Source organism: uncultured Arcticibacterium sp. (assembly GCF_964021845.1).
In the GTDB taxonomy this organism is placed as follows: domain Bacteria; phylum Bacteroidota; class Bacteroidia; order Cytophagales; family Spirosomataceae; genus Arcticibacterium.
This window is the reverse complement of sequence record NZ_CAXHZC010000004.1, coordinates 460005-486246: the sequence shown is the minus strand read 5'-3', so window position 1 is coordinate 486246 and position 26242 is coordinate 460005. Positions and strand designations below refer to the sequence as shown.

The following is a 26242-nucleotide window of genomic DNA, read 5'->3' as shown; positions in this document are numbered from 1 at the left end:
CCAATTTGACCTAAGGAATATCTATTCGTTTCAATGGCCTTTATTGCGTAAATTTGACCTATAAATTTTAACCATTTTAGTATGCCTCGTATAGCACTTTTATTATGCTTGTTTCTATCTGTAACATTCAGTAGTTCAGCACAAGAAAGACCAGATTTCCTAACCAATTATAATGGAGTTTGGGTTGATTCTGTTTTTAATTCTTTGACTATTGACCAGAAAATAGGTCAATTACTAATGCCTAGAGGTAATTTCTCTGGCCAAGGATATGAGCCAGAAAAATTAAAAGAATGGGTTACAAAATATCAAATAGGAGGCTTGGCTATGTTTGCTGGTCAGCCAAGTGTTCAGGCTCAGATAATTAACGACCTTCAGGAGCTTTCAGAAGTGCCTCTTTTGATAGGGATGGACTTCGAATGGGGTTTAGCCATGCGTTTAGACAGCACTGTTCGGTTTCCTTACCAACTTTCTTTAGGAGCCATGGATGGCGAAACCGACCTTATAGAGGCTATGGGAAAAGAGATAGCTCTTCAATGTAAAAGACTGGGTGTTCATGTTAATTACGGACCTGTGGCCGATGTCAATGTGAACCCAAATAACCCCGTTATTAATTTCCGTTCTTTTGGCGAAGATAAATTGGACGTGGCCAGAAAAGCCATGGCATACATGAAAGGGCTTCAGAGTGAACACGTGATTGCTACCGCAAAACATTTTCCAGGTCATGGAGATACAGGTGTAGACTCTCATTATGATTTACCCGTAATTCCTCATAACAGAGCAAGGCTTGACAGTATTGAGTTATTTCCATTCAAAACCATGATAAACAATGGTCTAACAGGAATAATGACAGCCCATTTAAGTATTCCAGCCCTAGATGACACTCCTAACCTAGCTGCCACACTTTCTCCCAAAATTATTACAGAGGTACTGAAAAAAGACCTAGGTTTTGAAGGATTAACATTTACAGATGCCATGGATATGCAAGGTATTACAAAGCATTTCCCTAATGGCACTGCTTTGGTACAAGCCATTATAGCCGGAAATGATATTCTAGAAACGTTTATTGATGTTCCTACGGCCGTAAAGGCCATAAAGGCTGCTTTAAAAACTGGAGAACTCACCGAAGAAATTTTGAACGAACGTGTTTTAAAGATTTTGAAAGCTAAATCTTGGGTAGGTTTAGACCATTACAAACCTACTCAGGTCCACAATCTCATAGCTGATTTGAACACAAAGAATGCAGATTATATTAATAGAGAATTTGCAGAAAAGACACTTACACTGGTAAAAAATGAGAACAATACTTTGCCAATAAGAAACTTACAAAGTAAAATAGCTTTTGTGTCTCTCGACAACCCTCAGACTACACTTTTTCAAGAAATGGCAAGCAACTATACCAAGGTTGACTTTTACAATATACCTGCCAAGCCATCTGAAAGCTTGATAAAGGTTATTCAAAACAAAACGAAAGATTACGAAGAACTGGTAGTAGGTGTTCACCTTCAAAGTATAAGGCCTTACAGCAATTATGGCGTAACAGAAGGAAATCAAGCAGCTTTAAATGCTCTCCTTGAAAACCCTAACGTAACCGTAGTACTCTTTGGAAATGCCTTTTCATTGGATAAAATTAAAGGATTAGAGAAAGCAAAAGCCATAGTGGTGGCCAACCAACTTTCGCCATACATGGAAGAGGCAGCTACACAGGCTATTTTTGGAGCAATTCCTTTCTTAGGTCATTTGCCTGTAACGGTAAACGAAATGTACCCATACCGCCATGGTTTATACCCAGCGGCTCTAAAGCGACTTGCCTACGGTGTTCCTGAGCAGGTAGGAATAAATTCAACAATACTTAATGCTAGAATCGATTCGGTAATATATCATGGATTAACAGAGAAAGCATACCCAGGAGCAGTAATGCAAGTAGCCAAAGACGGAAGGGTGATTTACCGAAAGGCTATTGGTTTCCATACCTATAAAGATGCAAAAAACGGTGTAGTATTAGAAGAAGAGCAAACTTTTGAAAAAGGGAACAAGGATGTCATGGATAATTATGACCCATTTGAGCCAAATAGTCAAGTAGGTTCTCCTATGCTCATTGGTAATGAGGAAGCCAAGAACCTACGTGGTTCTGTTCAATTAACTGACCTCTACGGTCTTGCTTCAGTTACTAAAATAAGTACCTCTGCCCTAGCGGTAATGCAACTTATGACGGAAAATAAGTTTGAGCTAGATGCTCCATTTGGTCAATATTATGAAGAGTTTAAAGGTACCAACAAAGAGAACTTGACTTTCAGAGATATGCTTACACATAGAAGCGGCTTGAAAGCATGGATTCCGTTTTGGATGGACTGTATTGACAGCCTAACTACCATTAACAAGGGCTTAATTAAGCACCCTGAGTTATTATCACAATTTGAATATTTTCCAGAGCCTGAATTGAATTTTTTCCAGCGACTATTTAGACAAAAGACTACTCCTGCTATTGACTACCAAGGGTCTGTATTGAGAAATAATGATTTATGGCTAAGCCTAATGGACACCGAAACTATCACATGGAAACCTAATATCTTTTCAAGTGCTCCTTCTGATAGCTTTACCGTGCAGGTAGCTGATAAACTGTGGCTTCATAAAGATTACAAGAAAACCATTTTTAAGCAGATAGAAACCTCCAAGGTAAAACCAGAGCAAGGCTATATTTACAGCGACATGCACTATTATTTCTACCCGGAAATAGTACCTAGAATAACAGGAAAGCCATGGGAAACATACTTAAAAGAAACTTACAAAGACTTAGGAGCTAACTCTTTAACCTATAACCCTACACGTTTTTATCCTTTAAGCCAAATAGTACCAACGGAGCTTGATACACTTTTTAGGAAATCACAAATTCATGGCAGAGTACATGATGAGGGTGCAGCTTTACTAAGTGGTATTTCTGGTCATGCTGGTCTTTTTGGAAATGCAAATGACCTAATGAAGCTTATGCAGATGTATCTTCAAAATGGCTATTATGGTGGTAGGCAATTTATTTCGCCCGAGGTCATTATGGAGTGTACTAAATATCAATTTGACCCCGTTGATAATAGAAGAGCCATCGCTTTTGACAAACTTCACCCTAATAAAAACATTGCCAATGGACCTCAAAAAGGCTCTGACCTAAGTTATGGCCACAGTGGTTATACTGGAACTTTCACCTGGATAGACCCACTTTATGACATGGTTTATGTATTTCTGTCAAACAGAGTTTATCAAACAAGAGATAATAATAAGATAAGTAAAATGAATATCCGAACGGAGGTAGGAAATCAAATTTATAAAACTATTCTAGGGGAATAATCCCCTTAGAATGGTTTTTCTTATTTACTAAGAATTTTTAATTCAGCTTGATATAAATCGGGTTCAAAAGTAGCAGAGTCGTTTAGCAGCTGCACGCCTCCATTGTTATAGACTTGCCATTCAGGTAGCCCTTCACCATTTGGATTACCTGTTTTAATAAAGTTTAACCAATAAGAAGATATTAATGTTTCCGCTTTGCGGTCAATATCTCTCCAAGGCCTGTCCCATGTGTGTAGATTATGCAATGTTAATGGCACATCAGAAGTGTGGAAAGCTCCATAATTCGGAAAACCTGGCTTTTCTACTGGAACGTGGTTAATTTCATATACATAAACGGGCTGGGTATTATACTTTGCCAAAAGATGCACGGGTAAACCAGCAAATCCTAGCATATTTTTCTTACTTATGCTTGCCTGCAATTCGTCCGAATTATTTCCTGGAAAAAGAGCTAGGTACCCTTCCGCTTTTTCACCATATTCTTCTGTTATTTCCTTTTTATAATCCTCAGGAGAAATCTCTGGGGCAGAAAGTAACTTGCCATCGCCAGACACCCATCCCCCTAAAAATGGTACATCATTAAACTCTCCAGACTTAAAAGAGCCTTCTAAATCATTTGCCAGCACTACGCCATCTCTTACTGGAGCATAACTTGTATAACCTACCTTATTTACCATCTGAAAGAGTTCTTCGGCAGGAACGCCACGTAAATCTTGTATGCTTTTACCATCCAATTTATCGAAAAGTTCTTTTCCTTTAAGTTCTGCTTCTTCTAAAGTTACCGCTCTATTTCCTCCAAGGAAACCTCCGCTTTGACCGATAGCTTTATTAAAGAGCCCTTTCGCCAATGGCGAAGCCACCAAAGAATGAACACTCATACTACCTGCCGACTGCCCAGCTACGGTTACATTATTAGGGTCGCCACCAAAAGCTGCAATATTCTTTTGTATCCATTTGAGAGCTTGAATTTGGTCTAGTAGCCCGTAATTACCAGAGATTCCTTCGTCATTTTCACTACTTAATTCTGGATGAGCTAGATAGCCAAACATATTTACACGGTAATTTATGCTAACAAAAACCACGTCGTTTTTGGCATATTCTTCTCCATCATAAATAGCACAGCCCGCTGAACCAGAATTAAAACCTCCACCGTATATCCAGACAAAAACCGGTTTCTTTTCTTTTGTGTTTTTTGCCCATATATTTAGGTAAAGACAGTCTTCACTAAGTGGTTCTGGAGGAGAAATAAACTCCGCCGTCCACATTCTAAAAGGTTTTGGTTTAGACTGAATTGGGCTTGCTGAAAATTCTTTGGTCTGTAGTACGCTTTCCCAAGTTTCGTGTTCTTGTGGAGCTTTCCATCGTAGGTCACCTACCGGAGGAGCGGCAAAAGGAATGCCTTTGAAAATATCAATATCGCCTTTCTCATAGCCCTCAACGGTTCCTTTATCGGTTTTTACAATAAAACTATGTTCAGGTTTACAGCCAATGGCAACAAAAAGAATAAATAAAAAACTAAGTAACTTCATGGATAGTTATTGGGTTGAAAGTTTGAAGTTAAGTTTTTCCTTCAATTTCTCTATCCTACCTTGTGGTATTAGTTCTATCTCTCAAAGTTATCTTCAAAAACCACATGCCCATCTAAATCAGAGATTTTAATATTATCTACAGCACCTCTTCCCTTGATAAAGTATTGGATACCACATAAATCACCAACCTCTCCACGGTATGGGCTTTCAAAAATAAGTTCTTCGTCTACAAATATCTTAGCTACTTGGTCTTTCATTATAACCTTGACGTCTCGCCAAAATGATAAATCAATTCCCATTTTATTTAATTTAGCTCGCTCCTCAAAACTTTTAAGGTGCGTGTCTGCAATCAGCATGTTTGCATATATGACAGCATCTGGAGACAATAAATTAAAAGCAAGTTGCTTCCCTTCACGTCCAAATAAATTTAAACTTACATCAAACGCCCATGCACTGCCCATTTCAGCAGAGTTTTTAACACGTGTCTCAAAAACCAAGGCGTCTCCTTTTATCTTAAAATCCTTGAATAATTGAAAGTTACCATAAGTTTCTTTAACATCTGTGGGAGCTAACTCCTCTGGTAATCTCATAACCCCATTTTCTATAAATGGAACGTTGTATATCGGCTTATCTAAATTTACACTACCCCACCAATCTCTTGTTTTCACAAAAAGTACTTGAGTCTTTATAGGTTTACTATCCACCATAAGCCGAACAGACCTCCTACCTGGTGTACGAAACTTAAACTTTTGTTTACCTTCTCTTTTTTGAACAATTTCCACCTGCCCATTAATATCAAATAAGGCTCTACTATAATCTAAATTTTTTAGGTCGTAATCTATATCTATCTCCTCATCAAAAAAAAACTCTGATCCATTATTAACCACGAATCCAGGTTCCGAATCTTCTATTTGCCCTCCATAACTCCAATAAATAAATGCAATACCAAAGACTACTAAAGCGGCCAAACTCAGATACCATTTTGATTTTTCACCTCCTAACCGTTTGGTAGGTTCTTTTGAACTAGCATTTTTAAGACAAAAATCTTTGAAATGTTCGTAGCCAAGATAAACTGAAAAAGCGTCTTTATTTTTATCATTAAAAGACTTGCTATAGCTAAGATCTAAAAATCGTCTGACGGAGTCTTTTGAAACACTTCTTCTACTTGCTACAGCTAAACCAAACTTCTTAGATAAAGCTTCGTCTACCTCATCCTTTATCTCGTTGTAAAAACCATCCTTATTATTGACAGAATCTAAGCCTTCATATTTTTCGGCAAAGGTTACCTGCTTTTCTCTATCCCAATCCTTCTGGATTTTAAGATGTACAGCTTCTCTTAGCTTTAGCGTATATATTTTTTCTGGCGTCATAAGTGGTTTGTAGTAGAACACTGCAAGTTAATAGTTTAAAGTTATTTGCAAAAGGTTTGCAAACACCTAGAAAAACTCTTGCTATCGGTTTATAACTGAAAAAAGTGAGTTTTGACTTACTAAAAGGTACCAAATGCCACTCTTTCTCGCTTACTTAAAAATCCACAAAATTCTATGAACTACTTTTCTTCGAAAGTTGAAAAACTAATAGGAAGCAACCTTAAAGATGTTTCTCACTTCAAAGCCGATATAAATTACACATGTATTCATTTAAAAAATGGAGAAAAGCATATGTTAAGTTATACCCTGAAACGCTTTGAAGAAATGCTTGAAGACTCTGAAAACTTTGTCAGAATACATAGAAGATATATTGTCAATTTCGATTTTGTCTCCTATAGCAATAAACATGAAGTTCAATTACGGAATGGAGAATTCCTTCCGATTGCCAGGAGGAAGAGAAGTTTAAGTAATAGTCATTAAAAGATAATTAAGTTCTCTTATAACCCTTTACCTTTTTCAGGTATAACAACTTTAATGGCAGACAGAGCTATCCCTTTCGCTCCTAATATTCATAAATGGATATGGTTCTCATACTTTCTCTTTTTGAATAATACCGACACACGTTCCTTGGCAAAGTTCCACTTTTAAGTAATACAACTTCACAAACACTATACGAATGAAAATACTGCTGTGGTAATTCGTAAAACTCTTAAAAAAACAAAGTAGAGCTTTTCGGTGCTATTTAAGATGCAAATACCTTCGGTCAAACAGCTATTACCAAATCACCTTTAGACGCCGGTGCAGACAAAACTCTTGTTCACGAAAGGTGCAACACCGCTTTAATGCAATCCAAGAACTCAAAAGGCTGCAAACACTCTTAGAAGGGACTTAAGGCAACTTTTTTTTTAATAAAAAATCCGTGTCAATTTCTTCTAAAGAAGATTTCAACACGGATTTTCTCTTTTCAAAATTAAATCTTAGTAAAGGTTATCAGCCTCTTCATCGTCGTCAGACAAAAACTTATTTGGGTCAAAAAGGTTATCCAATAAGTCATTAAAATGAAGACCTTTATCTAGCGACTGTTTACTAATTAACGAGAATTCGGCTAATCCATGAAGAGCAAATTCCATCATAAAGAGCTGTTGTTTCCCTTTTAGCTCTGGATGTAGCAAAACAACCAATTCTTTAAGACCATCAATTGTTCTTAGCCTAGCTGCATATTCCTTATCAGTAAGGTCATTTAAAATATCAATCTCATTTCCACCAGCAAACCATGAAGTTATTTCCGTATAAGGATTTTTAACACTCTTCTTTTTCTTGATAATTTCAGGGTCAGGGAAATACTTTAAAAATTCTGTTCTCACGGCTTTCCCTATCAAACTCTGGGCTACATAAACCGGACCTTCTACCTCGCCTTCATATACCAACTCTATTTTCCCATTAATAGCAGGAATAGCTCCGTAAAGATCTCCCAGCCTAGCATAAACATCTTTTTCCCCATTAATTAATGTTCTACGTTCTGCGGAACTTATTAAGTTTTCAAAAGCCGAAATAGTCATTCTAGCAGAAACTCCAGACTTAGAGTCTACATATTCACTTTCTCTAGCTTCCACCGCTATTTGCTCCACTAAATCTTTCAGAATTTCATCTGCTTTGATTTTCTCTTGCCCTTTTTTCAAAACAGCTTCTTGCTCGGTAATTTTTCTACCAATCTCAATAGACTTAGGATAATGCGTCACTATCTGAGAATCTATTCTATCCTTTAGAGGAGTTACTATACTTCCTCTGTTAGTATAATCTTCGGGATTCGCTGTAAATAAGAACTGAATATCGAGTGGCAATCTTAATTTAAAACCTCTGATTTGAATATCACCTTCTTGAAGAATATTGAAAAGAGAAACCTGAATTCTTGCTTGCAAATCTGGCAACTCATTGATAACAAAAATACACCTGTTAGAACGTGGTATTAAGCCAAAGTGTAATACGCGTTCGTCAGAATAAGGTAATTTCAAAGTAGCAGCCTTTATTGGGTCCACATCACCAATTAAATCGGCGACAGATACATCTGGCGTAGCTAATTTCTCATTATATCGCTCAGCTCTGGCAAGCCAGGCTATGGGTGTCTCATCACCTTTTTCGGCAATTATATCATGTGAATACCTTGAAAGTGGCTTTAAGGGGTCATCATTTAGTTCAGAACCAGCCACTATTGGAATATACTCGTCTAACAAATTGACCATTAATCTTGCGATTTTGGTTTTAGCTTGTCCTCTTAGTCCCAAAAGATTAATATGGTGCTTTGAAAGAATAGCTCTTTCAACGTCAGGTATCACGGTATCTTCATACCCCCAAATACCTTCAAAAACCTGCTCCTTGTTCTTTATCTTTTCAATCAAATTATCTCTAAGCTCATCTTTTATCGATTTGCTTTCATATTTGATTTTCTTTAATTCCCCGAGTGTTTTAACTTTTAAATACTGCTTGTCAAAAGACATAATTATACGACAGGTTTTAATTTCTTGAACTATTAAACGAAAGTTTTTCAGTCTAAGCCTTATTAACAGTAATAAAACCAAACGAATTCCTAATTTTGAAAAAAACAATTCGGTAAATGAATTCTAAAACCCTTTTAGCAAGAAAAAGAGTAGCCTTGGTAGCCCATGATAACATGAAAGCACAGTTAGTAGAATGGGCTAAATACAATAAAGCTACACTTTTAAAGCATCAGCTTTTTGCCACAGGAACCACAGGAACGCTCCTTGAAGATGCTCTAGATGTGCATATTACTAAACTTATGAGCGGTCCCTTAGGTGGCGACCAGCAAATAGGTGCATTAATAGCCGAAGGCAAAATTGACGTATTAGTTTTCTTTTGGGACCCTATGTCTGCCCAACCACACGATCCAGACATAAAAGCATTATTAAGACTAGGTGCTGTCTGGAATATCCCAATAGCCTGTAATCGCTCTTCGGCAGATTTCTTATTAACCTCACCTATAATGAATCAAGAATATGAAGTAACACTTCCAGATTATGCCTCATATTTGAATAGAAAAGTTTAATATCCAGTTCCTTATCAATACTTTTGCAAAAAAAAGCCTTCTTGAAGCTTAAAATACTATTTCTCCTCCTATTTGTGCAAACCGCCTATGGTGCTAAAACTGGCCCCAATGATGGATATTTTGTGATATATAACTTATCACAAGATCTACATGTTTACAATCAACAAGAGGAGGCCTATGAACCATATATAGAGGGTATTACTCCCCCAAATTTTGCCCACACTGTTTTTTTTGAGGTCGCTAATTATCAATATGCTACCCTCTTGATAAAAACTGATGTACCAAAGAGTTATGTATTTATTAATGGCTTGCTTTACAAAAATCTAGTAGAAGACGAATGGTTGGAAATCCCTATTAAAGAACTTAGTAGGTATGGTGAACAAATAGCCTTATCTTTTTATGGAAGTACAAACCCAAACTATAAAGAGATGATTATAGCTAGTAAAGTGAGTACTACTAGCCTTTCTTCTAAAATCATTAGAAATAACCTTTTCAACATGAAGCTAAGGGAGCAACTCGCTAACTTTAATGTTTACATCATACTTCTCCTCATAATTTTTACGTTTTTAACACTTCTGAGCGTAATTAATCCGAAAGCATTTAATGAGTACTTTAATTTCCAAGACCTACTCACCGTAAAGATAAGAGATACAAAGCTCCTTATTAGCAAGCCTCTCAATCAAATAAATATCACATTTGTGGTGCTTTTAAGCATGCTTAGTAGTTTTTTCTACCTACTTCTTAGAGGAAAAGGAATTTACATGTTCCAAAACCAATTCCCTCATACTGAAGTACTAAGTAGCTTTTCTTTCTTATTTATATTCCTCAAAGTAAGCCTCCTTTGTGTAGCAGGGTACTTAGGAAAATACTTTCTTCTAAACATTGTAGGAAACCTTTTCGGTTTAGAAAAATCTATCAATATTCATTATTTCAAAGCTATCCAGTTCAACCTTTTCGCTTTTCTCATAATTGGAATAGGACTTTTCGCATACTTTATAACACCTTCATCTGTGAATCTAAACTTAGGTTTCACATTGCCTTTATTGGGCTTTTTGACCTATGGATTACGTACAATACTAGTTTACTTCACTATTTTAAAAAGTACAGGTATTCAAAGTGTTTATTTATTTGCTTACCTTTGTGTCGTTGAAATCCTGCCAGTTTTTATAGGTATCCGATTTGCTTTTTAAATTAAAATTGATAGACTAACAATTTAGAATATTTTTATATAAAGGGCTTGAAAAGAACATCTGGCAATTACCAACAGACTTTGAGTGCACAGGTACTCAGGTTTCGTAAACCCAATTAACAATCAAAATACGCTACTCTAGAATGAGTCAAAACTTAGAGCAAGATCTTGGGAAGGAAAGGAAGAAAAAGGTAGAAAGTATTTTAGTCACCTTATCTGACCCATTAAAAGCAGGGAAAAATAATACGCCTTACGACAAACTGAAGGAAAAATATGGCATTAAAGTAGATTTCAGAAACTTCATTGCAATTGACGGTTTGTCTTCAAAAGAATTCAGAAAACAAAAAGTTGATATTCTTAGCCACACGGCCATCATTTTTACTAGTAGAAATGCTGTTGACCACTTTTTCAGACTTTGCGGAGAGTTAAGAATAGAAATGCCAATTGATATGAAATACTTCTGTATTTCTGAACAAACAGCGAACTACCTACAGAAATATATTACCATCAGAAAACGTAAGATTTTCTCCGGAACTCGAACTGCCGCTGATCTAGAACCTTTCTTGGTGAAAAACAAAAAAGAAAAGTTCTTATTCCCATGCTCAAATATTAGAAATGACAGTATTCCTGATATCATGGAAAAAAACGGCATCTCATTGACAGAAGCCATCATTTATGAAACTGGACCTGCAGATTTATCTGACCTGACCGAGGTATTCTATGATGTCATTTGTTTTTTTAGTCCTTCTGGTGTTCAGGCTTTGGTTCAAAATTTTGAAGGCTGGCAACAAAAAAACACGAGACTTGCAGCTTTTGGTTCTACTACGGCACAGTCTATAGAAGATGAAGGTTTAATTTGTGACATTCAAGCACCCCTGCCAAATGCCCCATCTATGACAGGAGCATTAGAACTGTACATTAAAGAAGCCAATAATTTATAGATTTCCTAAGTAAAAGCGACGGTCAAATTTCCAATTTTTAAGACGATATACACTTTAAAGAGATTTTATATTGATAAAATTTGTTATCCTTACATAATTGGAATTAATTCAGGACGTTTTACTACAAACAATTAAATCTTTGGATAAACTCTTCAACATTAAAAAAATATTCTTGGTGTGCACCTTGAGTCTCTTTGGTCAATTAACTTTTGCCCAGTCAGACCCTCAGTTTACCCAATACGTTTTTAATAGATTTTATCTTAACCCTGGAGCTGCTGGCCTAGGTGGTCAAACGGATATCACTGCGTTCTATAGAACGCAATGGTCTGGCTATACTGGTACTTTTGACCCAGGTGGGGCACCACAAACCCAGTTGATTTCAGCCTCAGTTCCGTTTCCTCAGTTAAAAGGAGGTTTGGGTCTTTACTTTATGAACGACCAAATTGGTGGAGGAAGTGGCAACAGAGAAATTAACTTTTCATACGCATTTCATAAAAGAGTAGGAAATAACACGCTAGGAATAGGGGCTTCCGCTGGATTGTTTACAAGAACACTGGATGGCGGAGAATTTAGACCTAGAGAACCAAATGATGATGTTATCCCTACTTCAAAAATAAGCGAATCTCAAATTGACATAAGTGCTGGAGTTTATCTTTATAACCCATCTTATGAACTTGGGCTTTCTGTAAAACATATAAATCAACCCTCTTTTGGGTTTTCAACATTAACAGGAAAAAACCCATTGAATAGAAGTCTCTATTTAAATGGAAGTTTTCTAATTGGCATATCTTACACACTGGACGTACGTCCTATGTTTGTCATAAAAAGTGATTTTAAAACAGTGTCACCTGAAGTTGGAGCTTTGGTCTCTTACAACTCTTCCTACTGGGCAGGGTTAAACTACAGGTGGCAAGATGCGGCATCTTTCCTAATAGGTGGCAATTTCTTGAACAAGAAGGTTAAAATAGGTTATGCTCTAGATTATGTAGTTTTTGGTCAACTAGCCAAAGCTACCACATCTCATGAGCTAATGCTTTCCTATACTTTAAGCCCTCCTCGTTCTGGAAAAAAATCTATTATTCGTACTCCGCGGTATAGATATTAAATTTAAATTTTAGACCTCTTACTGGTAAAATACGTAATTGGTTAAGATCAATTTAATGAATGAATTTGATTGGCATGATTTATGCAAATTGAACTCTTGAAATAAGATAATGATAGCAGAAATGTGCTTTCCGCATTTTCTGCGAACTTTAATTTATTTCCACAATAATAAGGAATAAGACTACGTTTTTAGTCTGTTCTTTAGTACTAACAGGCTTAAAATACTAATAATTAACATCTTGTTTATATGAACAGGTTTCAGTTTCAAACATTATCAAAAACTTTGCTCATCGTAATACCCCTTTTGGTATTGCAAAGTTGCGGCTTCCTTAATAAAACCATGGAGAAGGTGGGAATTGGTAAAAATGGTGGAGGAGATATCGCAGGTGATGGCTTAGACGGTCTTACCAATGGTGAAGTGGTAGCTACTGCCCGTAAAGGCTATAAGCAAACCGCACCTACTGGTATGGTTTTAATCCCTTCTGGCTCATACACTATGGGCCAAGCAGACCAAGACATTCTTTCTTCCAGAGTTTCTATGAACAAAAGGGTAACTATTAACCCTTTCTATATGGATGACACTGAAATCACCAACCATGAGTACAGAACTTTTGTAAACTACATGTTTGCTGACTCTGTTTCTGTCCTAGGTGAAGAATATATATCTTCTAAACTAGCTCCGGACAGTACCGTATGGAGTAGAGATTTCTCTTATCATAACGGAGATCAAATGACAGAATACTATTTCTCAAGTCCTGCTTTTGATATGTATCCGGTAGTGGGTGTTAGCTGGGATGCAGCTCAATACTTCTCTGACTGGAGATCAAAGCAATACAATGCTTTTAGAGAAGAAAACGGTCAATTTAAGTCTCCTAGGTTTAGACTTCCATCTGAAGCCGAATGGGAATGGGCTGCTCGTGGTGGCAAAGAAGGTGCTAAATACCCATGGGGTAACCCATACGTTGCTAATGGAAAAGGTTGTTTCCTAGCAAATTTTAAACCTTACAGAGGAAATTACAGAGCAGACGGCTATTCCTATACCGCACCAAGTAACTCTTTTAATACAAACGACTTTGGCCTTTACAACATGGCCGGGAACGTGGCAGAATGGACACAGGATGCTTACTCCGAATCTTACATGCCAGTAACATGGGATTTAAATCCAGTGTACGATGATCCTGATGAGCCGAGAAAAGTTATTAAAGGTGGCTCTTGGAAAGACGTAGCTTACTTCTTAGAAACTGGTACTACTTCTTTTGAATACAGAAGCACTACTCGTTCTTACATTGGATTTAGAAATGTAATGGACAGACTTGGTTCTATACCAGGTAGAGAATAAAAACATAGAGCGGTTTTCAAGCCGCTTTTTCTAATTAATAAAATAAACCAATTAAATCATTTAACTAATTTTTCATTCTAATGGCAGCAAACAGAGAACCTAGCATTTTTTGGGATAAAGTTATTCCTTTCTTTTATGGCCTTGGAGCGGCAGTCGTAATTGTCGGTGCATTAGGTAAAATTCAACATTATGACTGGGCTGGTATAGCTCTGCCAATTGGATTAGGTACAGAAGCTCTTATATTTTTACTTTATGCATTCCAAGTAGTACTTAGACCCGATGTTGAGTATAAATGGGAAAATGTTTACCCTGAACTTTCTGATGATTTTTCTGGTGCTCCGAGGAAAGCCGTTTCTACTGAAAACATTGGCCTAACATCCAAAATGGATAATATGCTTGCTGATTCTGGAATCGGTTCAGATGTTTTTGACAACCTTAAATTGGGTTTCAATAAATTGACAGAAACGGTTAGCGGATTAGGCGAAATTTCAGATGCTACCGTAGCCACAAAAGAATACGCTGCAAATGTAAATGCCGCTTCTCAAAAAGTAGGTGAAATGAATAATGCATACGGAGTAGCAGTAACTGCTATGAACAGCATGGCTGATGCCACAAAAGACGCTCAAGATTATAGAGATCAATTTCAAAAAATCACTCAAAACATGGGTGCTTTAAACGCGGTTTACGAATTAGAACTTCAAGACACAAACAAACACCTGAAAGCGATGAACTCGTTTTACGGTAATCTTTCTTCTGCTATGGAAGATATGTCTGAAGCATCTAAAGATACGCAGAATTTCAAACAAGAGTTAAACAAGCTTACAACTAACTTAACATCGCTAAATTCTGTTTATGGTAGTATGCTTTCAGCAATGAAAGGTTAGTATCCCCAGCTCTTAAATAAATCATAAACCGTTTAAAAATAAGATATTATGGCTGGTGGAAAAGAATCACCTAGGCAGAAGATGATAAATGTGATGTACCTGGTACTAACAGCAATGTTAGCTCTCCAGGTCAGCAATTCGATTCTTCAGAAATTCCTTACAATTGATAATAGTTTAATAGCTTCTAACATTCAGGCGAATACTTCTAATGAAAGAATTATTCAATCTATGAAAGAAGCAGTGGACAAAGCAGGTAACAAACCTGAGTATGTACAGTTACTTTATGCTGCTGACAGTGTAAGGAGTGCTACGTCTCAAATTAATGCATACATTGAAACATTACGAAATAGAATTGTTGAAGAAGCAGGGAAGGGCATAGACCCTGAAACTAATCAAATCGTTAATCTTGCCGAAGAAGAAAAAGTTTCAAATATTTTTGTTGGTCCAGCTGACAAAAAAAACGGAGAAGGCTACATACTTCAACAAAAATTGAGAGCCTACACTGAAGGTATTTCAAAATATGCTAATGGTGCTGTTAGCCTTTCTGACCTAGCTCCAGATGCTAAGGACGACCCTGCATTTAGCGGTACAAAAGACCCAGGAGAACTCAATAAAGATTTTGCTCAAGTTATGTTCTTGGCTACTCCAGTTCCTGCAGCATTGGCTTCTTTAAGTCAAAAGCAATCTGAAATTAGAAGACAAGAAGCGGAAGTGTTAAGTCACCTTGCTCAGCAAGTAGGTGCTAAAGAAATTAAATTTGACAAAATATTTGCAGTAGTTATTCCAGATTCAAGAACAGTAGTTGCAGGTCAAACCTATAAAGCCGACGTGGCTATTGGAGCATACTCAAGTGCCATCACGCCAAAAATCAGCATTAATGGTTCTCCATTAGCTGTAGTTGATGGTAAAGGTACTTATGAAACAAGAGCTCAAGGTGGCCAGTATGACGCCAATGGTCAATTAACCAGGTCATATAAAGCTACCATCTCTTATCCAAAACCTGATGGTTCTACTGAGCTAGTAGAGCAAGAAGAAACTTACACTGTACTTAAACCATCCGTACAGTTAGAGTCGGCTTCACTGCCAGCACTTTATTTCAGATGTGCCAATAAATTACAAACAAGTTCACCGGGTCTTGGGCCATTGTTTAAGCCTACATTCTCTGGTCAGGGAGCTGACTTTATTGCTGGTGGCGGCGGAAACGTAACCGTAGTACCGAATGCTAGTAAAGTGGTATTGAATGTTAACAATGATGGTGTAAACCTACAGTCATTCCCTTTCAAGGTAAGACGTGTACCTAAACCAACTATTCAGGTTTTAGCAAACAACGCTCCTGTAACAGATAATGTTAGTCAAAAAGGTCTTCCTGCGTCTTCTGTAAGAACGATTAATGTTCAAGCCATTTCAGACGAGGACTTTAAAAACAACAATCCTGAGGATGCTAGTTTTAGAGTTACAGACTATGATATTTTCTTAGCTTCTGGTATAAGACCAAAGGGAAGACTTAAAGGTGTGAGTGGAAGTCAAAGTTTAGGCTCTATTGCACGCGATGCAGAGGCAGGAGATCGTTATATAATTACTATTAATAAAGTAATGAGAAGAAACTTTAAAGGAGAAACTCTGGAAGTCAATGTAGGAGAGATGACTGTCCAGATTCCTTTGAGATAAAATTAAAAGAAAAAGACAATGAGAAAAATCAAATCGCTAGCTATTTTGACTGGTCTTGTGATAAGTCAAATGGCTGTTGGTCAGGAAAAGTCAGACAATGGTATGAATCCTTTGTCTCTACGCCCAATTCACGAGTCAAACGTAGCTTACAAAGTAGGTCTATGGAGAAGAGTAGATTTAAGAGAAAAGCAAAATCAACCGCTTTTTGCTAATAACAATGAGATTACAAAGTATCTTATTGAAGGTGTTAAATCTGGTATTTTGGATGCCTACTCTGATGATCAATTGGAAGAAAGACTGACGCTAAACGAATTTAACGAACGAATGTTCAAGCGTTTTGAAGGCGGCGGTTTATCTCAAGAAGAGCTAGATGCAGGTTTTGGAACAGACGATGCTGGAACTGATGACGGATGGGGTGAAAGTACCACCGGCGGTACAGATGACGGCTGGGGTGAAGAAACTACTACGGAAGATAACTCTCAAGATGGAACTGTAGCTGCTGCTAGCACACAAGCTCCTTCAGACGGATACGAAATGTTTCCAAATGAGTTTTACCTTTTAGAACTTAAAGAAGATTGGATTTTTGACAGACAGCGTTCTCGTCAATATTTCGATATTCAAACCATAAGCATCAAAATACCTGCAGAGGCATCAAATGATGGTTTAGAAAAAACTTTAGCTACGTTTAAATATACGGATTTGGAGCATTTCTTTAGAAATAACCCTAATGCAGTATGGTACAATGAAGCTAACACAGCTAAGCATATTAACTTAGCAGATGCATTTGAACTTAGACTATTCCATGGTAGAATAGTTAAGAAATCTAGCTCATCTGACAGATACCTTGATCAGCAGTACAAGTCTCCAAAAGAAGCTTTAAACAAGTCTCAAGAATTAGAGTATGAACTAATCGAATTTGAGCATAACCTTTGGGAGTTCTAACTCCTCATGATTTCAAAAATATAAGCCTCGGAATTTTTTAAAAGTTTCGAGGCTTTTTTATGCCGTGCCAACCTTCTAAAACAACCAAAATGAATTCTACTTTGACTCTTATAGTCTCTTCAAAAAGCATGTAAAAAAAAAAGCCCCGCATCACTTTACTGATGCGAGGCCAATTTCAAGGACAAAGACCTTAAATCTTAAATTTAAAGTTAAAAGACACCTTAATTTCTTCATCAGTTGACATACCCATAAGGCTTGGAGGTTCCACTCCAAAATCTGTCATGTTCACATCAAAATCACCTGAGATTGATAAAACACTTTTGCTTAATTTTTGGACACCCACTACAGTAAATGGTTTAGTTTGACCATGAAAAACTAATTTACCCTTTGCAGTAACCTTATCTCCGACATAAGAGAGCTCTTCTGCAGTAAAAGTTACATTCGGATATTTTAAAGCTTCCACTGTCTCTATAACATGAGAATCTCGGTTTGAGTTACCACTATCAAAACTATTTACAGCCACCTTAACAGCAATAATTTCCATTTTTTTTGAATCCTCATTATAAACACCGATTCCGTTAAAGTTTTTACTCACGGCCTCAAAGCTGTGTAATGGATGATGCAAGGCGTACATAAATGTGGAAGAACCTGTATCCGCTATCACCTTCTTTTTAACAGGCATATTACTTACAAAACTTCCGAGACAAAGGATTACTCCCAATGCCAATATTGATTTTTTCATAATAAATAGATTTCTTAAAATTCCAACTTAATTGTTACAATAGAAGCTGTGTAAACAACGAAAGTTCCTACTGCGGCAGCTCGGTGCCATTTTTTATCCACTTTTCCCGCACTGGCTTTTTGAGCCAGAATATTGGTAGCTATCATTCCTGTAAAATGCGTAATAGCCATAAGTTTGTGCAATTTGATATTATCAAACTTCTTCCTGTTCACCATAGGTGGTGGTGACGCCAGAGCCATTAAAGCTGTAGTTCCGTACGCAATATTGGTACCTAGGGCTACGCCTTTATGAGCTTTTCTTACGTCAAAATTAGTTCCATCTTTATATAATTTTGGTCCTAGAATGGCCTGACCTATCATACCCGCAGCAGCTAAAAAACCAGTAGCCTGATGTATTTTGAACATTGTTCGCCTAGCTTTTAACTCTCGCTGCCTACTTTCTGCAGTTAATTCCTTTGGAGCAAAACCGACCTTCCTATACAAGCCATTCTCCCCCCAGAGCATTCTTTGCGTAAAGAGCATCTTCTCTGGTAAATAGGCAGGTTCTACCTCTTCTGAGTTGATATCGCCCATTAAGTCATCTAGAGAAATTTCCTGACCTATAGAAACATTAAAAACGCCGAAAATCAAAGCAAAAAACAAAGTCCAATTTTTCATGTACATACTTTTATTAATTACTCAAATTTAGGCAGATATACTCAAAGTGTTTTTATCAGCAGAAAGCACTACTTTAAAAACTGTAAGTCCTGAGCCTGCTGGTGATTTTGTAACCGCTCCCGAAGTAGCAAATTCAGAACCATGATTAGGACATCTGAAATCATTATTATCTTTGCGATATTCTACAGAAGTACCTTGGTGTGGACATTTCTTGGAAAGAGCTATATAGCTTTCAGAACCAACATTGGCTATGATGACATCACCTGCATAATCAAAAGCACCGTCAGTTTTTAGTTTTGAAAAATTGGCATCCGTCAAGTCTAAAGTGAAATTTATATTTGAGCCTGTAGAATTTCCTACAATAGCATTACTTGTCCCTTGCTGACCTCCAGGATTATTATTGCCTTGAGGCTCTACACCGTCGTCTGAACTGCAAGCGGCTAAAGTACCCATGCAATAAAAAGCCATAAGGGCTTTAGAACTCATGCCTAATTGTTTTAAAAATTGTCCTCTGTTTAATTCGCTCTTTTGCATATTTCTAAATTTTTAAAGTTTGGAATAATATGCAGTTAATACGAGAAGCAAACAGAAAAGGTTGATTTCTTAATTTCTTAAAGGAACCTTTGTAGAGATAAATAGCCCTGCCGTGGCCAATTTGACCTTTCCGTAACCAACGTTTCCTACCGGAATTTTAAAAAATGGTTCTACTTGGATAGACATTTTGTTAAATAATCTTTTTTCTAATCCTCCAGATACATTAATTACTCCTGCAGCGTAAAAACCAGTTTTCCCTTCCCAAGACTTCCAGACTTGGTCATTGTAATTGCTAGCAAATATGTACTCGTAATTTTCCTTCAGCATTAAATAACTGGTAAAGCCAGCCTGAGCAAACCACCTATTTCTGGTATTAGTAAAATCATACCGTATGTTTAGAGGAATATCAATCATACTACAGCGAGCATCAATTTGATTCAACTCAGCGGGTGCATTTCCCCAAGTTTCTGGCCATTTGTACTGAGCAGGGCTAGCTTGATAAAATTTTAAAGACTTTATAACACCCGTTTGAATACTCCATTTATTGTTAAACCTATGCTCCAAAAGAGCAGCCCAATTATGACCTATTTTAAAGAAAGAGTTTTCTGGTACCACACTAAAATCAGGAGAAAATGCAAACCTCAAAGCGAAACCTTTTAGCATTTTTTCTTCTTCATTCACCTCTAATGAAACCTTTTCAGGGCTAAGAATAATATGTGGGTGCAATTTAATTTCAAAGGGCACAAAATCCTTCCTAGAAAGTTTAGTCAATGAAACTATATCACCTCTATTTAACTGTTCATATAATGGTTTTTTATTTTCTAATGTCAATTCATTCTTGCTTGACGGTTTTGAAAAATCTGCCCCTAAACCTTTTTCAAGTACATCTCCCTTGTTAGTATTCCCAGAACTCCTTTTTACCCCTTTTTCAGAATTCGGCTTTACACTCTTTTTGGAAGCTGAAACATCATCACCTAAATCCTCTCCTAGCCTATTTAACAGCTCTCTTTTCTTCAAATCAGCAGTACTCCCCTTTACTCCAGATCTATTTTTTTCATGATTAAGTTTAGGCATATTTCCTGCTAATTGCTCAGTTCCGCTCAAAAGCTCCTTTTCAAAGTTTTCCTCTAAAGGGTTGCCAGTAGTTCGTTCATTTTTAAGTGAACTTAAGGGATTTAACCCTTCAGATAAATTTGAATCTCCGCCAATAGACTCCACTTTAGTCGTTTTTAAAATGGAAATCTTAGCAGTATTCTTATCAAATAATTTAAAGCCTACATATGAAATAGACAAAAGGAGAAGGATGATACTTGAATAAATCAAGGGTTTCTTCCACCATGTAACTACCGGTGCTTCAGTATCATCCAATAAAGCGACCATTTTATCCCAAGAAGACTCATTAAAATCAGGCACAGACTGGTCGGCAGACTCTTGGAAGAGTTTGTCGAGGTCGGTATCCTTCATGTTTTTAAAATCTTTCATTTTATAATATTCGAACGCTCAGAAATTGACACTAATTTCTCTCTTAAAACCTTCCTTGCCCGAGACACATTTGATTTTGAAGTACCTATACTAATGCCGAGCTTTTTTGATATTTCATCATGAGAAAAACCATCAATGGCAAACAGACAAAAACTTGTCCTATAAGCCATTGGTAATTCATGTACCAGACACATGAGCTCATCATGGCCTATATCGCCTTCTGCATTTTGTAGGTTGCTTTTAAGAGAAAAAGCAGTATTAATATCCTGATGGTAGTAATGTTTTTGCTGACTTCTATAAAAGTCTATAGAAGCATTTATCAGAATCCTCTTAAACCAATTCTTAAAAGAATGGGAGGTATCATACTTTTCTAAGTTTTTAAAAACCTTAAGAAACGCATTATTTAAAACCTCTTCTCCTTCTTCTTTAGTTTTACAATATCTTAAACATATTGACATAGCAAAGCCATAATGACTGGTGTACAATTTTCTTTGTGCACCACGTTCACCGTTCTTACATTTTTCGATCAAGTCGAAAAACTCGGAATTGATAGCCTTACCGTTCATTCTGAACCAATACGTATGAAAGAAAGGAAAGGTTGCCCTTAAATTTTAATTTATTATCACCCCTATTTAGTGGTGTTCTTGCGAAGCATTATATCCCACAGCAAAAACTATGGTTTCCAAAATAGTCCCAAGAATAAAGATAAATAAATCACCAAAAACTGCCAAGATTGCGAGTATTGCAAGATAGATAACAATCATTAACCAACTAGGAATTTTTGTAGATACACTTTCAGACATTTTTTGCTACGTTTAAATTTGTCACGAAACTACGAAATTTACCATTTCCAATGAACTCAAATAATCTTTTTTTGTCTTGAACTTCTTAGCTTACTTTGAAGCTATTATTAAAAAAGCAGCCAAATAATCTGATTTTCCGTATCTGAAAATGATGAAGACAGTTTATATACCCGTTATTCTTCTTGGCTTTCTGTTTTTCTCCCAAAGCTTTTGCTATGGACAAGACTCCCCTTATTACCAAAGACCTACTGAGCGAAGCCTTAACAATAATGATATAGCTCTGCCAAATCTTAAAACCGAAAAAGTTTATTGGTATTTTGGGGGAAACGGCGGACTAAAGCTCGCTTCACAAAAAATAAATAATGACTTAGAGGGTAGCCTTACAGCAGCCAAAATTAATACAACCTACGGTGAAGCCTACTTTGGCGTTAATCATGACGACCGCTGGCAAGCTGAATTAGGTTATATCAACAACCCTTTTAAGCTACAATGGCAACTATACCAAAATAGTTTAAGAGCACCTATCCAATTTATTGCAAACGAGCCAAGTCATGGTTTAAGTTTAAAATTTAAGAAAAGGCTTTTCACACTAGACAAAATCACCAAAAACACAAGACTAAACCTCACCTCAGGGCTGATTTATGCCGTTGACAGAAAAAACACCACCCTTTCAAATTATGCATTTAGAATTCCTACGGGATTAAGCCAAAATGGCTATACCGACACCTTAACTGTAACTGGTAATTTCACTCAAAAAGCTGCTCCTTTTTCTGGAGAACTAGGCTTAGAACTTATTAACCGTTTGGCTAATCCCATAGAAATAGGTGTTTATGCAAAATATGTACTTAATGGAAAAGATATTCTGAAGGGGAAGATGGCCGTGGAAAGCAATTTTACCGAATCTAAAAATTCTGAATTAACGCTTAACGGGAGTAATTTCATGTTCGGTCTCACTATGCGTTGGAATTTCTTACACGGAATACGTTATATACCAGAAATAGAGTAATATACGTACCAAAAATGCCCTAAAATTCATGGTAAGGCAAAATAAAAATGTTAACATTGTATAGAAAATAACTCCCTTAAACTTAACAATACTAGCATGAGTAAATTTACAGAATGTGTAGAGCTCTATAAAGCTCAAAATTCCGAATTAGGATTAGGACTTAGCGAATCACTTTTAACGAGTGTAGCAAAAGGACTAGGCCCTTCTATATATAATCCTGATTCTTCTAAGGTTTCTGGTTCAGACCAATCAGAATTAGACCGTGTAAAAACTAACTTTTTAATTAAGAAGTTAGGTCTGGCTGATAGCCCTGCTTTAGATGCAGCAATAGCCGAATGTATGGATAAATTAGGTAGCTCTAACAGAAACAAATATAGAGCAGTAGTATACGCATGGCTAACCGTAAAATTCGGAAAAGAAAGCGTTTATAATTGATAATCGGCACTTTCTCTAGCAAGCCTTGGTTTACATAATAAATCAAGGCTTTTCTTTTTATGCGTTATGTAGCCATTTTTATTGTAAGACTTTACCAAGCAGCTATTTCGCCTTGGTTTCCGCCTGCATGTAGGTTTGAACCTACATGCTCAGAGTATTCTGTGCAGGCCTTTACCAAACATGGTTTCTTTAAGGGTTTTAAACTTACTATTAACAGATTAAGAAAATGTCATCCTTGGGGTAGTAGTGGCTACGACCCCGTTCCATAGAATTTTGCATTTTATCTAGGTCAAACTTGACTAATCTAATATATTTCAGTTTTGAATCTGATGTCTCTTAGGGAGATTAGAAATGTATTTAACTTTGAACCTTTCAATCACAAAAAACCGCTTTTTACTGTGGCTAGTACAACACCTAAAAAATACTTCATAATAGATTTTGATAGCACTTTTACTAAAGTAGAAGGCTTAGATGAACTTGCAAAAATTGCCTTAAAAGGCTCCTCCAACCAAGAGGAGACTGTTGCAGAAATCAGAAGATTGACCGATTTAGGCATGAGTGGTGAACTTACCTTTGCGGAAGCTCTTTCAAAAAGATTAGCACTGCTAAGTGCAAACAAAACTCATATTAACGAATTAGTAAGTTTCCTGAAAGATAACATTTCAGATTCATTTGCTAGAAACGAGGTATTCTTTGAGCATTGTGCTGAGCAAATAATTATACTATCTAGCGGTTTTAAAGACTTTATAGTTCCTGTAGCCACTGGTTTAGGCGTAAAAGAAGAAAACATTTACGCCAACACTTTCACTTTTGATGCCGAAGGAAATATTACAGGTGCTGATTCTGAAAACGTTTTGGCCGGTAACGGCGGAAAAGTAAAACTGGTAAAATCACTAAACCTTGATGGCGAGGTTCATGTAATAGGTGATGGTTTTACAGACTATGAAATAAGACAAAGTGGTTTGGCTGACAAGTTTTATGCTTTCATAGAAAATGTAAAGCGTGATAAGGTAGTAGCCGTGGCAGATGAGGTAGTGAAAAGCCTTGATGAAATCCTTTGGATGAATCACATGCCTAGGAGCCAGTCTTACCCAAAATCTAGAATCAAAATTCTTTTACTAGAAAATGTTCACCAAGCTGCAGTAGCCGCTTTCAAGAAAGAAGGTTTTGACGTTGACTTCCATGTAGGAGCTTTGGATGGTGAAGAGTTAATTGAGAAAGTTAAAGATGCCTCTATTATAGGGCTTCGTTCTAAGACAATGCTAACTGCAGAGGTTTTAGAGCATGCCGAGAAATTAATAGCGGTAGGTGCTTTCTGTATTGGTACCAACCAAATAGACTTAGAAAAATGTACTGAAATGGGCGTAGCCGTTTTTAACGCCCCTTACAGTAATACACGTTCTGTGGTGGAATTAGCCATAGCAGAAATGATAATGCTTATTAGAAAGATACCTTCTAATAGCGAAAGAATGCACAGGGGTGTTTGGAATAAATCCGCCACCAATGCATTTGAAATTAGAGGTAAAAAACTTGGTCTGATAGGTTACGGCCATATTGGTATGCAACTTTCTGTAGTAGCTGAAGCCATGGGCATGGAAGTTTACTTCTATGATGCTATGGATAAGATGCCAATAGGAAACGCTATCAAATGCAGAAGCATGGAAGAGGTGTTTCAGGTTTCTGATGTGGTTAGCTTACACATTGACGGAAGGCCTGAAAACAATGATCTAATTACCGCCAAAGAGTTTGCTCAAATGAAAGACGGCGTTATCTTCCTTAACCTTGCTAGAGGTTTTGTGGTAGAAATACCTGCCTTGGTAGATGCTCTTAAATCTGGAAAAATAGCAGGAGCCGGTGTTGATGTATTCCCTAAGGAGCCTAAAACCAATAAAGAACCTTTTGAGAGTGAATTAATGGGAATGGAGAACGTTATATTATCTCCCCACATTGGAGGAAGTACGGAAGAGGCTCAAGAGATGATAGGCCATTATGTGCCTGAAAGACTCTTAGAATATATGAATAACGGAAGTACTACAGGGAGTGTAAACTTCCCTGAGGTGCAGCTACCAATGCTCGGTGAAAGCCACAGACTGATGCATATTCATAAGAATGTACCTGGTATTATGGCAAAAATAAACAGCCTATGTGCCAAACATGACATTAATGTTTCTGGTCAATATCTGAAGACTAATGAGACCATAGGTTATGTAATTATGGATGTAAATAGGTCTTACTCGCCTGAGTTCTTAGATGAACTTAGAGAGATAGATAACACTATCAAGTTCAGAAAGCTCTTTTAGAGCATAATCGTCATCTTTCATTACATTTATGTTTATGAAAAGAGATTGGCGAGATAAAATGCATGAAATTATTTACGAAGCCGACACCAAAGAGGGTAAACTCTTTGATGTGGCTTTGTTGTGGTTAATACTCGCATCTGTAGTATTAGTGATGCTGGGTAGTGTTAAAAGCCTTGATACCAAATACCATAGCTTTTTTAATATTACAGAGTGGATTGTCACCATTTTATTTTCCATAGAATACATTTGCCGTATTATATGTATTAGGAAGCCTTGGAATTATGTCTTTAGCTTTTATGGAATTATTGACCTCTTTTCTACCATTCCCAAATACATCTCCTTCTTTCTTCTTAGTTCTTCAGGTGCATTATTAGCATTTCGTTCACTCCGATTGCTAAGGATTTTCAGGATTTTAAAGCTCGCGAAATATGTAGGAGAATCTAATAAGCTCAAAAAGGCCCTATTGGCATCTAGAACGAAAATACTTGTATTCTTATTTGCGATAGTTATACTCTGTACCATACTAGGTACCGTTATGTTTTTGATTGAAGATGAGACCTCTGGCTTCACCAGCATTCCAAAAAGCATTTATTGGGCTATAGTTACCATGACCACGGTAGGCTATGGAGATATTGCTCCACAAACAGTCCTTGGACAGTTTATCGCTAGCATTGTTATGATTTTAGGATATGGGATTATCGCCATACCTACTGGAATAGTAAGTTCCGAAATAACTCGTCAGAGCTTAAAAAGTGAGGATATTAAAACCGTTTCTTGTACAAATTGCTCTGCAGGAAATCACGCTAGGAATGCTACTTTCTGCTATAAATGTGGAGAGAAGTTAAACTCTTAAAGTTCAACCAAAGAAACACTTCACAAATAATTGTATTTTCAATAATTACTGAATTTACCATAAGAAACAAA

At 36.8% G+C, this 26242-nt stretch carries 24 protein-coding genes; 15 read left to right on the top strand and 9 right to left on the bottom strand.

The window, feature by feature from the left end; translation table 11 throughout:
* Window positions 1–81: 81 nt before the first annotated feature.
* A complete protein-coding gene (locus AADJ06_RS14440) occupies window positions 82–3336 on the top strand; it encodes a glycoside hydrolase family 3 N-terminal domain-containing protein (protein ID WP_341227182.1) in 3255 nt (1084 codons plus the stop codon).
* Between the two features lie 20 nt (window positions 3337–3356).
* Here the strand turns inward: AADJ06_RS14440 and AADJ06_RS14435 are convergent, their stop codons facing one another.
* Together AADJ06_RS14435 and AADJ06_RS14430 are read right to left on the bottom strand one after the other, a co-directional pair.
* Window positions 3357–4862: a carboxylesterase family protein gene (locus AADJ06_RS14435; RefSeq protein ID WP_341227181.1), complete on the bottom strand. Its 1506-nt coding sequence runs from the start codon at window positions 4860–4862 to the stop codon at window positions 3357–3359.
* Window positions 4863–4936: 74 nt separating this feature from the next.
* Window positions 4937–6232: a hypothetical protein gene (locus AADJ06_RS14430; RefSeq protein ID WP_341227180.1), complete on the bottom strand. Its 1296-nt coding sequence runs from the start codon at window positions 6230–6232 to the stop codon at window positions 4937–4939.
* A 174-nt stretch (window positions 6233–6406) separates the two neighbouring features.
* Between AADJ06_RS14430 and AADJ06_RS14425 the strand changes: the two genes are divergently transcribed.
* Entirely contained in the window at window positions 6407–6712 is a 306-nt protein-coding gene (locus tag AADJ06_RS14425) for a LytTR family DNA-binding domain-containing protein (RefSeq protein WP_341227179.1), read from the top strand.
* Window positions 6713–7209: 497 nt separating this feature from the next.
* On the opposite strand, the gene AADJ06_RS14420 is transcribed toward AADJ06_RS14425, so the two are convergent.
* Window positions 7210–8727 carry a magnesium chelatase gene (locus AADJ06_RS14420; protein ID WP_341227178.1) on the bottom strand — a complete coding sequence of 506 codons (1518 nt, stop codon included), beginning with the start codon at window positions 8725–8727 and terminating at the stop codon, window positions 7210–7212.
* A gap of 116 nt (window positions 8728–8843) precedes the next feature.
* Here AADJ06_RS14420 and AADJ06_RS14415 point away from each other — a divergent pair, with 116 nt between their 5' ends.
* From AADJ06_RS14415 to gldN, 8 genes are all read left to right on the top strand, one after another.
* Window positions 8844–9293 carry a methylglyoxal synthase gene (locus tag AADJ06_RS14415; RefSeq protein WP_341227177.1) on the top strand — a complete coding sequence of 150 codons (450 nt, stop codon included), beginning with the start codon at window positions 8844–8846 and terminating at the stop codon, window positions 9291–9293.
* Between the two features lie 41 nt (window positions 9294–9334).
* On the top strand, window positions 9335–10483 hold the full coding sequence (locus AADJ06_RS14410) for a DUF4271 domain-containing protein (protein ID WP_341227176.1): 1149 nt from the start codon (window positions 9335–9337) through the stop codon (window positions 10481–10483).
* 142 nt (window positions 10484–10625) lie between these two features.
* Complete coding sequence (locus AADJ06_RS14405) at window positions 10626–11423, top strand: uroporphyrinogen-III synthase (protein WP_341227175.1); 798 nt, start codon at window positions 10626–10628, stop codon at window positions 11421–11423.
* 139 nt (window positions 11424–11562) lie between these two features.
* Window positions 11563–12528, top strand: a complete 966-nt coding sequence (locus AADJ06_RS14400; protein ID WP_341227174.1) for a type IX secretion system membrane protein PorP/SprF — start codon at window positions 11563–11565, stop codon at window positions 12526–12528.
* 246 nt (window positions 12529–12774) lie between these two features.
* Window positions 12775–13866, top strand: a complete 1092-nt coding sequence (locus AADJ06_RS14395; protein WP_341227173.1) for an SUMF1/EgtB/PvdO family nonheme iron enzyme — start codon at window positions 12775–12777, stop codon at window positions 13864–13866.
* A gap of 80 nt (window positions 13867–13946) precedes the next feature.
* Window positions 13947–14750 (top strand): gliding motility protein GldL, encoded by an 804-nt coding sequence (gene gldL / locus AADJ06_RS14390; RefSeq protein ID WP_341227172.1) that lies wholly within the window; start codon window positions 13947–13949, stop codon window positions 14748–14750.
* 48 nt (window positions 14751–14798) lie between these two features.
* Window positions 14799–16418: a gliding motility protein GldM gene (gene gldM / locus AADJ06_RS14385; protein WP_341227171.1), complete on the top strand. Its 1620-nt coding sequence runs from the start codon at window positions 14799–14801 to the stop codon at window positions 16416–16418.
* An 18-nt stretch (window positions 16419–16436) separates the two neighbouring features.
* A complete protein-coding gene (gldN, locus tag AADJ06_RS14380; RefSeq protein ID WP_341227170.1) occupies window positions 16437–17360 on the top strand; it encodes a gliding motility protein GldN in 924 nt (307 codons plus the stop codon).
* Between the two features lie 190 nt (window positions 17361–17550).
* Here the strand turns inward: gldN and AADJ06_RS14375 are convergent, their stop codons facing one another.
* The 6 genes from AADJ06_RS14375 to AADJ06_RS14350 form a co-directional block, all read right to left on the bottom strand.
* A complete protein-coding gene (locus AADJ06_RS14375; RefSeq protein WP_341227169.1) occupies window positions 17551–18102 on the bottom strand; it encodes a YceI family protein in 552 nt (183 codons plus the stop codon).
* A gap of 14 nt (window positions 18103–18116) precedes the next feature.
* Window positions 18117–18758, bottom strand: a complete 642-nt coding sequence (locus tag AADJ06_RS14370; RefSeq protein WP_341227168.1) for a hypothetical protein — start codon at window positions 18756–18758, stop codon at window positions 18117–18119.
* Between the two features lie 27 nt (window positions 18759–18785).
* Complete coding sequence (locus AADJ06_RS14365) at window positions 18786–19292, bottom strand: Rieske 2Fe-2S domain-containing protein (RefSeq protein ID WP_341227167.1); 507 nt, start codon at window positions 19290–19292, stop codon at window positions 18786–18788.
* Window positions 19293–19361: 69 nt separating this feature from the next.
* Window positions 19362–20774 (bottom strand): hypothetical protein, encoded by a 1413-nt coding sequence (locus tag AADJ06_RS14360; protein WP_341227166.1) that lies wholly within the window; start codon window positions 20772–20774, stop codon window positions 19362–19364.
* Window positions 20771–21340, bottom strand: coding sequence for a sigma-70 family RNA polymerase sigma factor (locus tag AADJ06_RS14355; RefSeq protein WP_341227165.1), 570 nt, complete (start codon window positions 21338–21340; stop codon window positions 20771–20773). Before AADJ06_RS14355 ends, AADJ06_RS14360 begins: the two co-directional genes overlap by 4 nt.
* Before the next feature lie 66 nt (window positions 21341–21406).
* On the bottom strand, window positions 21407–21577 hold the full coding sequence (locus tag AADJ06_RS14350; protein WP_341227164.1) for a hypothetical protein: 171 nt from the start codon (window positions 21575–21577) through the stop codon (window positions 21407–21409).
* Between the two features lie 148 nt (window positions 21578–21725).
* Between AADJ06_RS14350 and AADJ06_RS14345 the strand changes: the two genes are divergently transcribed.
* From AADJ06_RS14345 to AADJ06_RS14325, 5 genes are all read left to right on the top strand, one after another.
* Window positions 21726–22583 (top strand): hypothetical protein, encoded by an 858-nt coding sequence (locus AADJ06_RS14345; protein WP_341227163.1) that lies wholly within the window; start codon window positions 21726–21728, stop codon window positions 22581–22583.
* A gap of 96 nt (window positions 22584–22679) precedes the next feature.
* Window positions 22680–23018 carry a DUF2853 family protein gene (locus AADJ06_RS14340; protein WP_341227162.1) on the top strand — a complete coding sequence of 113 codons (339 nt, stop codon included), beginning with the start codon at window positions 22680–22682 and terminating at the stop codon, window positions 23016–23018.
* A 59-nt stretch (window positions 23019–23077) separates the two neighbouring features.
* The gene (yidD, locus tag AADJ06_RS14335) at window positions 23078–23287 is read left to right on the top strand and encodes a membrane protein insertion efficiency factor YidD (RefSeq protein WP_341227161.1); all 210 of its coding nucleotides are present in this window, start codon (window positions 23078–23080) and stop codon (window positions 23285–23287) included.
* A gap of 129 nt (window positions 23288–23416) precedes the next feature.
* A complete protein-coding gene (gene serA / locus AADJ06_RS14330; protein ID WP_341227160.1) occupies window positions 23417–25318 on the top strand; it encodes a phosphoglycerate dehydrogenase in 1902 nt (633 codons plus the stop codon).
* A 34-nt stretch (window positions 25319–25352) separates the two neighbouring features.
* On the top strand, window positions 25353–26171 hold the full coding sequence (locus tag AADJ06_RS14325) for an ion transporter (protein WP_341227159.1): 819 nt from the start codon (window positions 25353–25355) through the stop codon (window positions 26169–26171).
* Window positions 26172–26242 lie beyond the last annotated feature (71 nt).

What these genes read in the sequence shown, in the direction of transcription:
- AADJ06_RS14440 (WP_341227182.1), top strand. Translation starts at nt 82, where the DNA reads ATGCCTCGTATAGCACTTTTATTATGCTTGTTTCTATCTGTAACATTC.
- AADJ06_RS14435 (WP_341227181.1), bottom strand. Translation starts at nt 4,862, where the DNA reads ATGAAGTTACTTAGTTTTTTATTTATTCTTTTTGTTGCCATTGGCTGT.
- AADJ06_RS14430 (WP_341227180.1), bottom strand. Translation starts at nt 6,232, where the DNA reads ATGACGCCAGAAAAAATATATACGCTAAAGCTAAGAGAAGCTGTACAT.
- AADJ06_RS14425 (WP_341227179.1), top strand. Translation starts at nt 6,407, where the DNA reads ATGAACTACTTTTCTTCGAAAGTTGAAAAACTAATAGGAAGCAACCTT.
- AADJ06_RS14420 (WP_341227178.1), bottom strand. Translation starts at nt 8,727, where the DNA reads ATGTCTTTTGACAAGCAGTATTTAAAAGTTAAAACACTCGGGGAATTA.
- AADJ06_RS14415 (WP_341227177.1), top strand. Translation starts at nt 8,844, where the DNA reads ATGAATTCTAAAACCCTTTTAGCAAGAAAAAGAGTAGCCTTGGTAGCC.
- AADJ06_RS14405 (WP_341227175.1), top strand. Translation starts at nt 10,626, where the DNA reads ATGAGTCAAAACTTAGAGCAAGATCTTGGGAAGGAAAGGAAGAAAAAG.
- AADJ06_RS14395 (WP_341227173.1), top strand. Translation starts at nt 12,775, where the DNA reads ATGAACAGGTTTCAGTTTCAAACATTATCAAAAACTTTGCTCATCGTA.
- gldL (WP_341227172.1), top strand. Translation starts at nt 13,947, where the DNA reads ATGGCAGCAAACAGAGAACCTAGCATTTTTTGGGATAAAGTTATTCCT.
- gldM (WP_341227171.1), top strand. Translation starts at nt 14,799, where the DNA reads ATGGCTGGTGGAAAAGAATCACCTAGGCAGAAGATGATAAATGTGATG.
- gldN (WP_341227170.1), top strand. Translation starts at nt 16,437, where the DNA reads ATGAGAAAAATCAAATCGCTAGCTATTTTGACTGGTCTTGTGATAAGT.
- AADJ06_RS14375 (WP_341227169.1), bottom strand. Translation starts at nt 18,102, where the DNA reads ATGAAAAAATCAATATTGGCATTGGGAGTAATCCTTTGTCTCGGAAGT.
- AADJ06_RS14370 (WP_341227168.1), bottom strand. Translation starts at nt 18,758, where the DNA reads ATGAAAAATTGGACTTTGTTTTTTGCTTTGATTTTCGGCGTTTTTAAT.
- AADJ06_RS14365 (WP_341227167.1), bottom strand. Translation starts at nt 19,292, where the DNA reads ATGCAAAAGAGCGAATTAAACAGAGGACAATTTTTAAAACAATTAGGC.
- AADJ06_RS14360 (WP_341227166.1), bottom strand. Translation starts at nt 20,774, where the DNA reads ATGAAAGATTTTAAAAACATGAAGGATACCGACCTCGACAAACTCTTC.
- AADJ06_RS14355 (WP_341227165.1), bottom strand. Translation starts at nt 21,340, where the DNA reads ATGAACGGTAAGGCTATCAATTCCGAGTTTTTCGACTTGATCGAAAAA.
- AADJ06_RS14350 (WP_341227164.1), bottom strand. Translation starts at nt 21,577, where the DNA reads ATGTCTGAAAGTGTATCTACAAAAATTCCTAGTTGGTTAATGATTGTT.
- AADJ06_RS14345 (WP_341227163.1), top strand. Translation starts at nt 21,726, where the DNA reads ATGATGAAGACAGTTTATATACCCGTTATTCTTCTTGGCTTTCTGTTT.
- AADJ06_RS14340 (WP_341227162.1), top strand. Translation starts at nt 22,680, where the DNA reads ATGAGTAAATTTACAGAATGTGTAGAGCTCTATAAAGCTCAAAATTCC.
- yidD (WP_341227161.1), top strand. Translation starts at nt 23,078, where the DNA reads ATGCGTTATGTAGCCATTTTTATTGTAAGACTTTACCAAGCAGCTATT.
- AADJ06_RS14325 (WP_341227159.1), top strand. Translation starts at nt 25,353, where the DNA reads ATGAAAAGAGATTGGCGAGATAAAATGCATGAAATTATTTACGAAGCC.